The following is a 13,622-nucleotide window of genomic DNA, read 5'->3' on the forward strand; positions in this document are numbered from 1 at the left end:
GCAGATGGCCAAACGTATCCAGTTCAGTGCCCATGGTGGCCCCGAAGTGCTTGAGTATGTGGACTACACGCCAGCGGAGCCTGGCCCACAGCAGGTTCGCGTGCGTAACGAGGCCATCGGCCTGAACTTCATCGACACCTATTTCCGCAGTGGCCTCTACGCGCCGCCAGCCTTGCCATCGGGCCTGGGCGCGGAAGGCGCCGGGGTGGTTGACGCCGTGGGCAGTGAAGTCACCCAGTTCAAGGTCGGCGACCGCGTGGCTTACGGCAGCGGCCCGCTGGGTGCCTACAGCGAGTTGCATGTACTGCCCGCCGCCAACCTGGTGCACCTGCCGGATGACATCAGCTTTGAACAGGCTGCCGGTGCCATGCTCAAGGGCCTGACTGTGCAGTACTTACTTCGCCAGACCTACGAATTGAAAGGTGGCGAGACCATCTTGTTCCACGCCGCTGCCGGTGGCGTGGGTTCCCTGGCCTGCCAATGGGCCAAGGCCCTGGGCGTGAAGTTGATCGGCACAGTCAGCTCCCCGGAAAAGGCCGCCCTGGCCAAATCCCTCGGTGCCTGGGAAACCATCGATTACAGCAAGGAAAACGTCGCCCAACGCGTACTGGAATTGACCGACGGCAAAAAAGTGCCGGTAGTGTACGACGGCGTCGGCAAGGATACCTGGCTGACGTCTTTGGACAGCGTGGCACCGCGCGGGCTGGTGGTGAGTTTCGGTAATGCGTCGGGCGCGGTGGATGGGGTGAATTTGGGGATTCTGTCAGCCAAGGGTTCGCTGTATGTGACCCGGCCGACACTCGCGACCTACGCCAGCAACCCGCAGGCCTTGCAGGCGATGGCGGATGATCTGTTTTCGATGATCAAGAGCGGCAAGGTGCGCATTGATATCAACCAACGGTTTTCACTGGCGGATGCGGCGAAGGCGCAGACGGAGTTGTCGGGGCGCAGGACGACGGGGTCGACCATTCTGTTGCCATAAGCCTTGAAACAGGTGGAGGCTTGAAGGGCCTCTTCGCGAGCAAGCCCGCTCCCACATTTGGATGTATTCACAGATCAAAATGTGGGAGCGGGCTTGCTCGCGAAGGACACGCAGCGGTGTCAGGAAGGCCGCACCACATTTCCCGTCGCCAGGTCACGAATCAGGCTCGGGTTCTTGCGCCCACCCAGCGCGCCACCCAGCACCAAGTCCAGCTGACCGCGAAAATACTGCTCAACGCGAATCCGCGTGCGTGCCGCCGGGCGCCCCTGAGGGTTAGCCGAAGTGGAAATCAACGGCCCGACCTGCGCGCACAAATCCCTCACCAGCGGGTGATCGGTGACCCGCAACGCCACCGTGTCATGCACACCCGTGACCCATTCCGGCAGCAAGTCCTGGTGGGGTACCAACCAGGTGTTAGGCCCAGGCCAGGTACTGGCCATGCGTTCGATCCAGGTGTCCGGGAAGTCTTCAAACAGAAAGTCGAACTGACGAATATTGTCCGCCACCAGGATCAGGCCCTTGTCCACCGACCGGTTCTTGATCGCCAGCAGCCGATCCACCGCTTCTTCATTCCACGGGTCGCAGCCAAGGCCCCAGACCGCTTCGGTCGGATAAGCAATCACCGCGCCTGCGCGAATTTCCCGTGCGGCTTCAAGCACACGCCACCTGTTGACCATTGTTTACTCTCCGGACTAAAGCTCTGGGCAGTTTACCGATCTTCGTTACAAAACCTAGCTCCAATAAACTGGCCGCTACAAAAGCTGGCTGCGTGCAACCCAGCGGCCGCTTTCGCAGATCACCTGACCTTCCAGCTCCAGTTCTGTAAGGGTTGCGAGCACGTGGGACAACGGTCGACCGCTGGCAATCGCCAGGGCTTCGCTGCTATGTGGTGCCGCATGCAGCAGCGCGACCAGTGGATGGGTGACCGGCATCGGTGCCGGACGCGACAACGCTTGCCAACCGCGCAGGCCTTCAAGGATGTGCTCAATAGTTTCCACCAGCACCGCGCCATCACGGATCAATTGATGACAGCCCTTCGCCCCGGGATGGTGGATGGACCCCGGGATCGCATACACCTCACGCCCTTGCTCCGCGGCCAGCCGTGCAGTGATCAGCGAACCGCTGGCCATACTGGCTTCCACCACCAGAACGCCTAATGAAAGCCCGCTGATAATCCGATTACGCCGTGGAAAATTGGCAGCCTGGGGCGCGGCATCCAGCGGAAACTCGGAAACCACGGCGCTACCTTGGGCAATCATCGCCGCCGCGAGCTTGCGATGACGCTGTGGATAAAAATTTTCCAGGCCAGTGCCGAGCACACCGATTGTATGACCGCCCACATCCAATGCCGCCTGATGTGCCGCCCCGTCAATGCCCAATGCGAGACCGCTGGTGATGACAAAACCGGCGCTTGCCAGGCTGCGGGAAAAGGCAGCGGCAGTGTCCATGCCGGGGCGCGACGCACGCCGACTACCGACCATGGCCAGCTGAGGTTTTTCCAGGATGCCTGGGTCACCCGCGACGAATAGCAGCGGCGGAGCATCATCGATCTGTGCAAGCAGTGCGGGATACTCAGGCTGGTCCCACATCAGCAAATGCTGGGCCGGCTGGGCCAACCAGGCCAATGCCTCACTGGCACCGTCACGGATTTGCGGGCTACGCCGTGCATCGGCACTGATGGCGGGCAAGCCGAGGGAACGCCAGGCGCTGGCGGGGGCACTGATGGCCTTGGAGGCGCAGCCGAAGGCTTCGATCAACACATGAAAACGCTTGGGGCCCAGTTCCGGCAGCCTGTGCAAGCGTAGCCGTGCTTCCAGCTCTGCTGGGGAAAATTCACTACTGTTTATCGGATTCATTTGATCATCCTTGACCGTAACAAGCTGTGGATAACTCTGTTGGTAACTTATTTAGCAGGCTATTTATTGCGCTTGTTGAGCAGTCTCAAAACGATCCTGCACCGCCAATGAGCGTGAAGCACTCAGCACCAAGGCATAACTGAGCTTTTCATAAGTACGAAACACCAGCAGGGTGCCGGCCCGCTCATCGGGAAGTTGTGTCGGCATACCGGTGACGGTGTCTCGCACGGTGGCTCCGGCCTTGATCACCGTCAGCAACTGGCCTTCTACCAGGCCATTGCGACGGCCCTTGTTCAGGGTCACGGCATCCAGCACGCCTATCTGAGTGATGCCCTTGGGGATGTCGATGATGTGCCCTTCGATGAAGGATGCTGATTTGGCTGCATCCAGGTTGCCCAGCGCGACAGGCGGTTCAGCGCGAAGCAACCGGTCACCAGGGCGGATTTCCTGGGTAACCCTCTGCACCGCCAACGTGGTGAGATTGTCTGCGAGTAAAAAGCGTGCGGTGCCGATGTCATCGGCATTGATGCCCAGAAGTTCCTGGGTGTCGGGGTCGATGTAGACCTTGCCCCGACGAAAGATGCCGTAGCTGGGCTGGATCGCGTCCAGGTTACCGCGGGCATGTATGCGGTCGCCGTTGGTGCCCAGTACGCGACCGCCTTGTGCTGCGACAATGTAAGGCGCGTGGTCCAGATCCTGGGGCGAATCAACAATACGGTTGTGCAGTAAAAAGTGCTGGATGGCCTGTTTCGCCGCCTGATCCAGGCGTTCACTGGGCTTCGGAATCAGCGCCATGGCGAACGGGGCCCACAGCAGCAAGACGAGTAGCGATTTCCTCATGGGGTGAATCTCCTTTATTATGTGCGTTCGCGTGAAATGTCATGGCCTTCGCGGCTTTTGAGCGTTTCACACCGGCCGTGTGGGTCCATCCCACCGCCGATTTGTCTCTACCTCACATGTGCAGCAATTACGCTTATGGCTATTTTGAACATCCTCGAATTTCCCGACTCGCGCCTGCGCACGATCGCCAAGCCGGTGGCCGTAGTGGACGACAAGGTTCGTCAGTTGGTCGATGACATGTTTGAAACAATGTATGAAGCCCCGGGCATCGGCCTCGCCGCCACCCAGGTCAACGTGCATCTGCGCGTCGTGGTCATGGACCTGTCGGAAGATCGCAGCGAACCCCGGGTGTATATCAACCCCGAGTTCGAACCGCTGACCGACGAGATGGGCGAATACCAGGAAGGCTGCCTGTCGGTGCCGGAGTTCTACGAGAACGTCGAACGCCCGCTGCGCGTGAAGATCAAGGCCCTGGACCGTGATGGCAAACCGTTCGAACTGGTTGCCGAAGGCCTGTTGGCGGTGTGCATCCAACACGAATGCGACCACCTCAACGGCAAACTGTTTGTCGACTACCTGTCCACGCTCAAGCGTGACCGGATCAAGAAGAAGCTGGAAAAAAAGCATCGCCAGCAAGCTTGATGCCCCTCTTCCAAAGGCTTGCTGCGGCAAGCCTTTTTCTTTTGTGACTGCTTTTAACCGAGAACGCCCATGACCGAGCCACTGCGCATTGTTTTTGCCGGCACCCCTGAATTCGCCGCTGAACACCTCAAGGCGCTGCTTGCCAGCCCTTATGACATCGTCGCGGTGTACACCCAGCCGGATCGCCCGGCCGGTCGCGGGCAAAAACTGATGCCGAGCCCGGTCAAGCAACTGGCGCTTGAGCACAATATTCCCGTGCTGCAACCGCCGACCCTGCGTAATGCCGAGGCCCAGGCCGAAATGGCCGCGCTGAAACCGGACCTGCTGGTAGTGGTGGCCTACGGCTTGATCCTGCCCCAGGCGGTGCTGGATATCCCGCGCCTGGGCTGCATCAACAGCCATGCTTCGCTGTTGCCACGCTGGCGCGGTGCAGCGCCGATCCAGCGCGCCGTGGAAGCCGGCGACAAAGAGAGCGGCGTGACCGTGATGCGTATGGAAGCGGGCCTGGACACCGGCCCGATGCTGCTCAAGGCCACCACGCCTATCACTGCCGAAGATACCGGTGGCAGCCTGCACGACCGTCTGGCTGAACTGGGCCCGCCCGCAGTGATCCAGGCCATCGCCGGCCTCGCGACCGGCACCCTGGAAGACGAAGTCCAGGACGACAGCCTGGCCACCTACGCTCATAAGCTGAACAAAGACGAAGCGCGCATCGACTGGAGCCGCCCCGCCGTCGAGCTGGAACGCCTGGTGCGTGCATTCAACCCGTGGCCGATCTGCCACAGCAGCCTCAACGGCGAAGCTTTGAAGGTACTTGCCGCGACTCTGGCCGACGGCAAAGGCGCCCCCGGCGAAATCATCGGCGCCAGTAAAGACGGCCTGCTGGTGGCTTGTGGTGAACAGGCGCTGTGCCTGACTCGTCTGCAATTGCCTGGCGGCAAAGCACTTAACTTCAGCGATTTGTTCAACAGCCGTCGTGAGAAATTTGCCACCGGCACGATCCTTGGGGTGGCCGCTCAATGAACCCACGTCTGGCCGCCGCCAAGGCTCTCGCCGCCGTCCTCAACGGCAAGGCTTCGCTGAACAGCTCACTGCCGACACAGCTGGATAAAGTCGAAGACCGCGACCGCGGCTTCACCCAGGACCTGGCCTTTGGCACCGCCCGTTGGCAGCCGCGGTTGTCTGCGCTGGCGGCCAAGCTGCTGCAAAAGCCGTTCAAGGCGGCGGACGCTGACGTCGAGGCCCTGTTGCTGGTGGGCCTCTATCAGTTGCTCTACACCCGCGTGCCGGCCCACGCTGCCATCGGTGAAACCGTCGGTTGCGCCGACAAACTGAAAAAGCCCTGGGCCAAGGCCTTGCTCAATGCCGTGCTACGCCGTGCCCAGCGCGAGAGTGAAGCGCTGCTGGCCGAGCTGGAACATGATCCGGTGGTGCGTACCGCCCACCCGCGTTGGCTGCAAAAGTCCCTGAAAGCCTTCTGGCCCGAGCAATGGGAAACGATCTGCGCGGCCAACAACGCACACCCGCCGATGATCCTGCGGGTCAACCGTCGTCACCACAGCCGTGACGCGTACCTGCGGTTACTGGCCGATGCCGGCATCAACGCCACGCCATGCATGTACAGCACAGACGGCATCGTGCTCGAAGCCGCCGCCGACGTGCGTAGCCTGCCGGGTTTTGCCGAAGGCTGGATCAGCGTGCAGGACGAGGCCGCGCAATTGGCCGCCGACTTGCTCGACCTGGCTCCCGGCCAGCGTGTACTCGACGCCTGTTGTGCGCCTGGCGGTAAGACGTGCCACATCCTGGAGGTCGAAAAAGACCTGGCCGGCGTGGTGGCGGTGGATCTTGAAGCTAAACGGCTGGTGCGCGTACGGGAAAACCTCGCACGACTGGGCTTGAGCGCCGAACTGATCGCCGCCGATGGCCGCGACACTGCCGCTTGGTGGGACGGTAAGCCGTTCCAGCGCATCCTGCTGGACGCCCCCTGCTCGGCCACCGGCGTAATCCGTCGGCACCCGGACATCAAGCTGACCCGCCAACCCGACGACATCGCCGCCCTGGCCGTGCTGCAGGGCGAACTGCTCGACGCGCTGTGGCCGACCCTGGAAGTCGGCGGCATCCTGCTTTACGCCACCTGCTCCACCTTGCCGACTGAAAATACCGAGGTCATTGCAGCCTTCCTCGCCCGCACCAGCGGTGCGCGTGAGCTGGACCTCGCTACCACCGCCGGCATCAAGCAGCCCCACGGTCGCCAACTGCTCGCGCAGGAAGGCGGGCATGATGGCTTCTACTACGCCAAACTGATCAAGATCGCCGCCGCACGCGGCTGAATGGTTTTAAGGGAGTGACCGGATGAAAATCATCATCCTTGGGGCAGGGCAGGTCGGTGGCACGCTGGCCGAACATTTGGCCGGCGAAGCCAACGACATCACCGTGGTCGACACCGATGCCGAGCGCCTGCGCAACCTGGGCGACCGCCTGGATATCCGTACGGTGCAAGGCCGCGCGTCGTTTCCGACGGTGCTGCGCCAGGCGGGTGCCGACGATGCCGACATGCTGGTCGCAGTAACCAACAGCGACGAGACCAACATGGTCGCCTGCCAGGTGGCCCACACCTTGTTCCACACCCCGACCAAGATCGCCCGGGTGCGCGAAGCGGCCTACCTGACCCGTGCCGGCCTGTTCGATAACGACGCCATCCCCGTGGACGTGTTGATCAGCCCGGAACAGGTGGTGACCCACTACATCAAGCGCCTGATCGAGATTCCAGGCGCCTTGCAGGTGATCGACTTCGCTGAAGGCAAGGCGCAGTTGGTGGCGGTGAAGGCTTACTACGGCGGGCCGCTGGTGGGCCAGCAACTGCGCCAGCTGCGCGAACACATGCCGAATGTGGAAACCCGCGTAGCCGCCATTTTCCGTCGTGATCGGCCGATCCTGCCCCAGGGCGATACGGTGATCGAGGCCGACGACGAAGTGTTTTTCATCGCCGCCAAGGCGAATATTCGTGCAGTCATGAGCGAAATGCGCAGGCTCGACGAGAGCTACAAACGCATTGTGATCGCGGGCGGCGGGCAGATCGGCGAGCGCTTGGCCGAGGCCATCGAAAGCCGCTACCAAGTGAAGATCATCGAGATGAGCCCTGCGCGTTGCCGGCACTTGTCCGACACCCTCGACAGCACCGTCGTACTGCAAGGCAGCGCCTCGGACCGCGACCTGCTGATGGAAGAGAACATCGCCGACGCCGATATCTTCCTGGCCCTGACCAACGATGACGAAGCCAACATCATGTCGTCGCTGCTGGCCAAACGGCTAGGGGCTAAGAAGGTGATGACGATCATCAACAACCCGGCCTATGTCGACCTGATCCAGGGCGGCGACATCGACATCGCCATCAGCCCGCAGCTGGCGACTATCGGCACCTTGCTCGCCCACGTGCGCCGTGGCGATATCGTCAGCGTGCACTCCCTGCGCCGGGGCGCGGCGGAAGCCATCGAGGCGATTGCCCACGGTGACTCGAAGTCGAGCAAGGTGATTGGCAGGGCCATCCGCGATATCGGCCTGCCGCCGGGCACGACTATTGGCGCAATCATCCGCGATGAAGAAGTGATCATTGCCCATGACGACACGGTGATCGCCACGGGTGACCATGTGATTTTGTTCCTTGTGGATAAAAAACATATCCGCGATGTGGAGAAACTGTTCCACGTGGGATTGAGCTTTTTCTGATACGACGGAGTACATCGGCATGCTCGAATCCCTGGAAAAAATGCTCGCCAAGGGTGTGGATAATTCGCTGCTGCGCTTTGGCTTGGGCAAGGGTTATCTGGACCTGAAGGACCACGCCAAGGCGGCGGAGCATCTGCAAAAGTGCGTCGAGTTTGATCCGAAGTATTCGGCGGCGTGGAAGTTGTTGGGTAAGGCGCACCAGGCGCAGGGTGACAGTGCCTCAGCACGACAGGCGTGGGAAAAAGGCATTGAAGCGGCCCAGGCCCACGGCGACAAGCAGGCCGAAAAAGAGATGACCGTGTTCCTGAAGAAACTCGATCGCCAGGCTTGATACAGGACTAAATGTGGGAGGGGGCTTGCTCCCGATGGCAGTGTGTCAGCCAATGCATATTTGACTGAACCACCGCTATCGGGAGCAAGCCCCCTCCCACATTGTTTCTATATCGGTCTTGAGTCAGGTGTGAATCAGTACCACCGCGCCTCACCCGGCGGGCGCTTCTTGAAGCGCTTCATGCTCCACATGTACTGGCTCGGGTAGGCACCGACATAACGCTCCACCACCTTGCTCATCGCCGCGCAGGACGTGGCAGTGTCGGTGCTGTACATGTCTTCCGGCGCCGCTTCCAGGATCACCTTGTAGCCCGAGCCATCCGGCAGACGCAGGGCGTGCAGGAATACGCCGACCGCCTTGTGGCCCGCGAGCATGTTCGGCACGAATTTGCTGGTGAGTGCCTGGGTGGCGAAAAACGGTACGAAGATACCGGCGGATTCGGCCGGCTCCGGGTCGGCAGGAATGCCCACCTGGCCGCCTTTGCGCACTTCCTTGATCACGCTGAGGATGCCTTCCTTGGTCGACGCCGCCACGCGGTTGCCCAGTTGCACGCGCTGTTTGCGCAGCAACTCGTCCACCGCCTTGAGCTTGGGCGGGCGATAGAAAATGATCGGTTTGCACTGGCTGCAATAGAAGTGGTTCAACACTTCCCAGTTGCCCAGGTGGCTGGTGATACCCACCACGCCTTTGCCGGAGGCCAGGGCTTCGTGCAGCACTTCCAGGCCCTCGACTTCGCGTACCAGGTCGATGGAACGCTGGGCCGGCCAGATCCACGCGCAGGCGCTTTCGGTCAGGGACTTGCCGATGTCCATCAGGCTGCGGCCCACCAGGCGTTCGCGCTCGGCTGGGTCCATGTCCGGGAAGCATTTGGACAGATTGATCCGCACCGTGTCGCGGGAGCGGTTCGGGGTTTTCCACATGATCCAGCCGATGCCCGTGCCGACGGCTTGTACGGCGCGCCAGGGCAGCAGGGCAAACAACCGGAGAGCGCCTACCAGCAAGGCGCCTTTAAACTTTTCCACAGGTCACTCCTGATCGTGTGTGGTGCGCAAAGCCGGCATTCTAACCGGCGTTGGCCAAGTCCGCGTAACGGTCGCAGTCCTGAGTGTGGTCCATGACCATGCCCGAAGCCTGCATGAAGGCGTAGCAGATGGTCGGGCCGACAAAAGTGAAGCCAGCTTTTTTCAAGGCTTTGCTCATGGCTTCGGCCTCGGGGGTAATCGCCGGGACTTCACTGCGATCCTTGAAGTGATTGACCTTGGGCACGCCGTCGACGAACGACCAGAGCAGCCCCACCGGATCTTCCAACGCCAGCCAGGCGGCAGCGTTGCGCCGGGTAGCGTTGAGCTTCAAGCGATTGCGCACGATGCCCGGATCCAGCATCAGCACCTCGATTTCGTCATCGCTCAACTGCGCCAGACGCTGCGCATCGAAGCCGAACAAGACCTTTCGATAATGCTCGCGTTTACGTAAAACGGTGATCCAGGACAGGCCCGCCTGGAACCCTTCGAGCAAAAGCAACTCGAACAAACCCTGCGCATCGCGCAGCGGCGTTCCCCACTCCTGATCGTGATAAGCCATGTATAGCGGATCTTCAGAACACCAAAAGCAGCGTGGCATAAGGCTCCAGGGGGTGGTGGCAGGGCCGAATCGGGTATACTCCCGCTCTTTAAATCGCAGCCCAAGTAACAGGTGAATTTCGTGAGCCAGCCTACGCCAGCCGTGCGTACCTTCCAAGACTTGATCCTCGCCCTCCAGCAATACTGGGCCGAGCAAGGTTGTGTGGTACTTCAGCCCTACGATATGGAAGTAGGCGCCGGCACTTTCCACACCGCTACATTCCTGCGGGCCATCGGCCCGGAAACCTGGAACGCCGCTTATGTGCAGCCCAGTCGTCGCCCGACTGACGGCCGCTACGGCGAAAACCCGAACCGTCTGCAGCACTACTACCAGTTCCAGGTGGTATTGAAGCCCAACCCGGACAACTTCCAGGAACTGTACCTGGGCTCGCTGAAACATGTTGGCCTGGACCCACTGGTGCACGACATCCGTTTCGTCGAAGACAACTGGGAGTCACCAACCCTGGGCGCCTGGGGCCTGGGCTGGGAAGTCTGGCTCAATGGCATGGAAGTGACGCAGTTCACCTACTTCCAGCAAGCTGGTGGCATCGAGTGCTACCCGGTGACCGGCGAGATCACCTACGGTCTCGAACGCCTGGCCATGTACCTGCAGGGCGTGGACTCGGTCTACGACCTGGTGTGGGCTGACGGCCCGTTCGGCAAAGTCACCTACGGCGACGTGTTCCACCAGAACGAAGTGGAGCAGTCCACCTACAACTTCGAACACGCCAACGTCGAGAAGCTGTTCGAACTGTTCGACTTCTACGAAAGCGAAGCCAAGCGCCTGATCGAACTCGACCAGCCGCTGCCGTTGCCAAGCTATGAAATGGTGTTGAAGGCGTCCCATACCTTCAACCTGCTGGACGCCCGCCGTGCTATCTCGGTGACGGCGCGCCAGCAATACATCCTGCGTGTACGCACCCTGGCGCGTTCCGTCGCCCAAGCCTACTTGCTGGCTCGCGCCAAGCTGGGCTTCCCGATGGCAACCCCGGATTTGCGTGATGAAGTGTTGGCTAAGCTGGAGGCTGCACAATGAGTGCTCAAGATTTCCTGGTTGAACTGGGCACCGAAGAGCTGCCACCCAAGGCACTCAATACCCTGGCCGATGCGTTCCTGGCCGGTATCGAAAAAGGCCTGCAGAGTGCCGGCCTGAAGTTTGAAGCGAAGAAAGTCTACGCCGCGCCGCGTCGCCTGGCTGTACTGCTGACCGCCCTGGAAACCCAGCAGCCTGACCGCAGCATCAACCTGGACGGCCCACCGCGCCAGGCGGCTTTCGATGCCGAAGGCAACCCGACCCAAGCCGCCCTTGGCTTTGCCAAGAAATGCGGCGTCGAGCTGAGCGAGATCGACCAGAGCGGTCCGAAACTGCGTTTCAGCCAGGTCATCACCGGCAAGCCGACCGCCAGCCTGCTGCCGACCATCGTTGAAGACTCCCTGAACGACTTGCCTATCCCTAAGCGCATGCGCTGGGGTGCGCGCAAGGAAGAGTTCGTGCGCCCGACCCAATGGCTGGTGATGCTGCTCGGTGACCAGGTCATCGATTGCACCATCCTTGCCCAGAAGGCGGGCCGTGATTCCCGTGGTCATCGCTTCCATCATCCAGAAAGCGTACGTATCACCTCGCCGGCCAACTACCTCAACGACCTGCGCGCCACTTACGTACTGGCCGATGCCAATGAGCGTCGTGAGCTGATCAGCAAACGTACCGAAGAGCTGGCGCGTCTGCAGGAAGGCACTGCCATCGTGCCGCCAAGCCTGTTGGACGAAGTGACCGCCCTGGTGGAATGGCCAGTGCCGCTGGTGTGCTCGTTCGAAGAGCGTTTCCTCGATGTGCCGCAAGAAGCGCTGATCACTACCATGCAGGACAACCAGAAGTATTTCTGCCTGCTGGACGCGGACGGTAAGTTGCTGCCGCGTTTTATCACCGTGGCCAACATCGAAAGCAAGGACCCACAGCAGATCATCGCCGGTAACGAAAAAGTCGTTCGCCCGCGCCTGACCGATGCTGAGTTCTTCTTCAAGCAAGACAAGAAGCAGAAGCTCGAAGACTTCAACCTGCGCCTGCAAAACGTGGTGTTCCAGGAAAAACTCGGCAGTGTCTACGACAAGGCCGTACGGGTTTCCAAACTGGCGGCCTACATTGCTCCGCGTATTGGCGGCGACCCGGCCTGGGCCGCACGTGCCGGCTTGCTGTCCAAATGCGACCTGGCTACCGAGATGGTCGGCGAGTTCCCTGAGATGCAAGGCGTTGCCGGTTACTACTACGCCCTCAACGATGGCGAGCCGGAAGAAGTCGCCCTGGCCCTGAACGAGCAGTACATGCCGCGCGGTGCCGGTGCAGAACTGCCGACCACCCTGACCGGTGCGGCCGTGGCCATCGCCGACAAGCTGGATACCCTCGTGGGCATCTTCGGTATCGGCATGCTGCCAACCGGTAGCAAAGACCCGTATGCCCTGCGCCGTGCGGCCTTGGGCGTGCTGCGGATCCTGATCGACAAGAAGCTGGACCTCGACCTGACCCAGGCCGTGGTGTTCGCCGTCGGCCAGTTCGGTGCCAAGGTCAAGCAAGCCGGCCTGGCCGAGCAAGTGCTGGAGTTCGTGTTCGACCGCCTGCGTGCGCGTTACGAAGACGAAGGCGTGGACGTTTCCGTCTACCTGTCGGTGCGTGCCCTGCAACCGGGTTCGGCGCTGGACTTCGACCAGCGTGTACAAGCCGTACAAGCGTTCCGCAAGCTGCCGGAAGCCGATGCGCTGGCCGCCGTGAACAAGCGCGTGTCGAACCTGCTGAGCAAGGCCGACAACCTCGGCAATGCCGAAGTTGACCCGAGCCTGTTTGCCGATGCCAAGGAGTTCTCGCTGAACTCCGCCATCGCCAAGGCTGAAAACGCCGTCAAGCCGCTGATCGCCGAGCGTAACTACGCTGAAGCGTTGGCGCGCCTGGCGTCGTTGCGCGAACCGGTGGACGCGTTCTTTGAGGCGGTGATGATCAATGCCGACGATGCCGGCGTGCGGAAAAACCGCTACGCCATGCTCGCGCGCCTGCGTGGCCTGTTCATCAATATCGCTGACATTTCCGTACTGGGCTGATCATGTTGAAGCTGCTGATTCTCGATCGGGACGGGGTGATCAATTACGACTCCGACGCTTACATCAAGTCGGTGGATGAATGGATCCCGCTGCCCGGCTCGATCGAGGCCATCGCGCAGTTGAGCAAAGCCGGCTGGACGGTGGCCATCGCTACCAACCAGTCCGGCATCGCCCGTGGCTATTACGACATCGCTACCCTGGACGCCATGCACGCGCGTTTGCGCACGTTAGTGGCCGAGCAGGGAGGCGAGGTGGGGCTAGTGGTCTACTGCCCCCACGGGCCGGATGAGGGCTGCGATTGCCGTAAGCCCAAGCCTGGCATGTTGAAAATCATTGCAGAACATTACAAGGTGCCGCTGGCTGGGATATGGTTCGTCGGGGACAGCCTCGGTGACCTGGAGGCGGCCAAGGCCGTCGACTCTCAGCCAGTTTTGGTTAAGTCCGGAAAAGGCGAAAAGACCCAGGCGAAAAACCTGCCGGTAGGCACCTTGATTTTTGACGATCTGGCGGCCGTTGCCGCAGAACTTATCAACAACTAG

General features: G+C 61.1%; 14 protein-coding genes. 9 read left to right on the forward strand and 5 right to left on the reverse strand.

Annotated elements, in window-relative coordinates:
- Nucleotides 1-4: 4 nt before the first annotated feature.
- Nucleotides 5-982 carry an NADPH:quinone reductase gene (locus tag JFT66_RS27170; RefSeq protein ID WP_034116603.1) on the forward strand — a complete coding sequence of 326 codons (978 nt, stop codon included), beginning with the start codon at nucleotides 5-7 and terminating at the stop codon, nucleotides 980-982.
- A gap of 119 nt (nucleotides 983-1,101) precedes the next feature.
- Here the strand turns inward: JFT66_RS27170 and JFT66_RS27175 are convergent, their stop codons facing one another.
- The 3 genes from JFT66_RS27175 to JFT66_RS27185 all read right to left on the reverse strand — a co-directional run bounded on the left by JFT66_RS27175 (nucleotide 1,102) and on the right by JFT66_RS27185 (nucleotide 3,678).
- On the reverse strand, nucleotides 1,102-1,659 hold the full coding sequence (locus JFT66_RS27175) for an L-threonylcarbamoyladenylate synthase (RefSeq protein WP_034116602.1): 558 nt from the start codon (nucleotides 1,657-1,659) through the stop codon (nucleotides 1,102-1,104).
- A gap of 75 nt (nucleotides 1,660-1,734) precedes the next feature.
- Nucleotides 1,735-2,838, reverse strand: a complete 1,104-nt coding sequence (dprA, locus tag JFT66_RS27180) for a DNA-processing protein DprA (protein WP_034116601.1) — start codon at nucleotides 2,836-2,838, stop codon at nucleotides 1,735-1,737.
- Nucleotides 2,839-2,901: 63 nt separating this feature from the next.
- Complete coding sequence (locus JFT66_RS27185; RefSeq protein WP_034116600.1) at nucleotides 2,902-3,678, reverse strand: hypothetical protein; 777 nt, start codon at nucleotides 3,676-3,678, stop codon at nucleotides 2,902-2,904.
- A gap of 135 nt (nucleotides 3,679-3,813) precedes the next feature.
- On the opposite strand from JFT66_RS27185, the gene def reads away from it, so the two are divergent.
- The 5 genes from def (at nucleotide 3,814) to JFT66_RS27210 (ending at nucleotide 8,377) form a co-directional block, all read left to right on the forward strand.
- The gene (gene def / locus JFT66_RS27190) at nucleotides 3,814-4,320 is read left to right on the forward strand and encodes a peptide deformylase (RefSeq protein ID WP_034116599.1); all 507 of its coding nucleotides are present in this window, start codon (nucleotides 3,814-3,816) and stop codon (nucleotides 4,318-4,320) included.
- 69 nt (nucleotides 4,321-4,389) lie between these two features.
- Nucleotides 4,390-5,343: a methionyl-tRNA formyltransferase gene (gene fmt / locus JFT66_RS27195; RefSeq protein WP_034116598.1), complete on the forward strand. Its 954-nt coding sequence runs from the start codon at nucleotides 4,390-4,392 to the stop codon at nucleotides 5,341-5,343.
- Entirely contained in the window at nucleotides 5,340-6,650 is a 1,311-nt protein-coding gene (gene rsmB, locus JFT66_RS27200) for a 16S rRNA (cytosine(967)-C(5))-methyltransferase RsmB (RefSeq protein ID WP_198860493.1), read from the forward strand. Before fmt ends, rsmB begins: the two co-directional genes overlap by 4 nt.
- Nucleotides 6,651-6,672: 22 nt before the next feature.
- On the forward strand, nucleotides 6,673-8,046 hold the full coding sequence (gene trkA / locus JFT66_RS27205; RefSeq protein ID WP_034116596.1) for a Trk system potassium transporter TrkA: 1,374 nt from the start codon (nucleotides 6,673-6,675) through the stop codon (nucleotides 8,044-8,046).
- A 19-nt stretch (nucleotides 8,047-8,065) separates the two neighbouring features.
- Nucleotides 8,066-8,377 carry a tetratricopeptide repeat protein gene (locus JFT66_RS27210; RefSeq protein ID WP_034116595.1) on the forward strand — a complete coding sequence of 104 codons (312 nt, stop codon included), beginning with the start codon at nucleotides 8,066-8,068 and terminating at the stop codon, nucleotides 8,375-8,377.
- A 134-nt stretch (nucleotides 8,378-8,511) separates the two neighbouring features.
- Here JFT66_RS27210 and JFT66_RS27215 read toward each other — a convergent pair whose 3' ends face one another.
- Both JFT66_RS27215 and JFT66_RS27220 read right to left on the reverse strand, forming a co-directional pair.
- On the reverse strand, nucleotides 8,512-9,399 hold the full coding sequence (locus JFT66_RS27215) for a lysophospholipid acyltransferase (protein ID WP_014716285.1): 888 nt from the start codon (nucleotides 9,397-9,399) through the stop codon (nucleotides 8,512-8,514).
- Nucleotides 9,400-9,439: 40 nt separating this feature from the next.
- Entirely contained in the window at nucleotides 9,440-9,997 is a 558-nt protein-coding gene (locus JFT66_RS27220; protein WP_153837287.1) for a DNA-3-methyladenine glycosylase I, read from the reverse strand.
- A gap of 81 nt (nucleotides 9,998-10,078) precedes the next feature.
- Between JFT66_RS27220 and glyQ the strand changes: the two genes are divergently transcribed.
- Genes glyQ through gmhB form a run of 3 tightly spaced genes read left to right on the forward strand, consistent with a single transcriptional unit; the run spans nucleotide 10,079 to nucleotide 13,622 of the window.
- Nucleotides 10,079-11,032, forward strand: a complete 954-nt coding sequence (gene glyQ / locus JFT66_RS27225) for a glycine--tRNA ligase subunit alpha (RefSeq protein WP_003213601.1) — start codon at nucleotides 10,079-10,081, stop codon at nucleotides 11,030-11,032.
- A complete protein-coding gene (gene glyS / locus JFT66_RS27230; protein WP_198860494.1) occupies nucleotides 11,029-13,083 on the forward strand; it encodes a glycine--tRNA ligase subunit beta in 2,055 nt (684 codons plus the stop codon). Before glyQ ends, glyS begins: the two co-directional genes overlap by 4 nt.
- Complete coding sequence (gene gmhB / locus JFT66_RS27235; RefSeq protein ID WP_198860502.1) at nucleotides 13,083-13,622, forward strand: D-glycero-beta-D-manno-heptose 1,7-bisphosphate 7-phosphatase; 540 nt, start codon at nucleotides 13,083-13,085, stop codon at nucleotides 13,620-13,622. The genes glyS and gmhB overlap by 1 nt, the downstream gene beginning before the upstream one ends.

The organism is Pseudomonas sp. MF6755 (assembly GCF_016405635.1).
Taxonomy (GTDB): domain Bacteria; phylum Pseudomonadota; class Gammaproteobacteria; order Pseudomonadales; family Pseudomonadaceae; genus Aquipseudomonas; species Aquipseudomonas haemolytica.

What these genes read in the sequence shown, in the direction of transcription:
- JFT66_RS27210 (WP_034116595.1), top strand. Translation starts at nt 8,066, where the DNA reads ATGCTCGAATCCCTGGAAAAAATGCTCGCCAAGGGTGTGGATAATTCG.
- dprA (WP_034116601.1), bottom strand. Translation starts at nt 2,838, where the DNA reads ATGAATCCGATAAACAGTAGTGAATTTTCCCCAGCAGAGCTGGAAGCA.
- JFT66_RS27170 (WP_034116603.1), top strand. Translation starts at nt 5, where the DNA reads ATGGCCAAACGTATCCAGTTCAGTGCCCATGGTGGCCCCGAAGTGCTT.
- JFT66_RS27185 (WP_034116600.1), bottom strand. Translation starts at nt 3,678, where the DNA reads ATGAGGAAATCGCTACTCGTCTTGCTGCTGTGGGCCCCGTTCGCCATG.
- fmt (WP_034116598.1), top strand. Translation starts at nt 4,390, where the DNA reads ATGACCGAGCCACTGCGCATTGTTTTTGCCGGCACCCCTGAATTCGCC.
- JFT66_RS27175 (WP_034116602.1), bottom strand. Translation starts at nt 1,659, where the DNA reads ATGGTCAACAGGTGGCGTGTGCTTGAAGCCGCACGGGAAATTCGCGCA.
- trkA (WP_034116596.1), top strand. Translation starts at nt 6,673, where the DNA reads ATGAAAATCATCATCCTTGGGGCAGGGCAGGTCGGTGGCACGCTGGCC.
- glyS (WP_198860494.1), top strand. Translation starts at nt 11,029, where the DNA reads ATGAGTGCTCAAGATTTCCTGGTTGAACTGGGCACCGAAGAGCTGCCA.
- rsmB (WP_198860493.1), top strand. Translation starts at nt 5,340, where the DNA reads ATGAACCCACGTCTGGCCGCCGCCAAGGCTCTCGCCGCCGTCCTCAAC.
- def (WP_034116599.1), top strand. Translation starts at nt 3,814, where the DNA reads ATGGCTATTTTGAACATCCTCGAATTTCCCGACTCGCGCCTGCGCACG.
- JFT66_RS27220 (WP_153837287.1), bottom strand. Translation starts at nt 9,997, where the DNA reads ATGCCACGCTGCTTTTGGTGTTCTGAAGATCCGCTATACATGGCTTAT.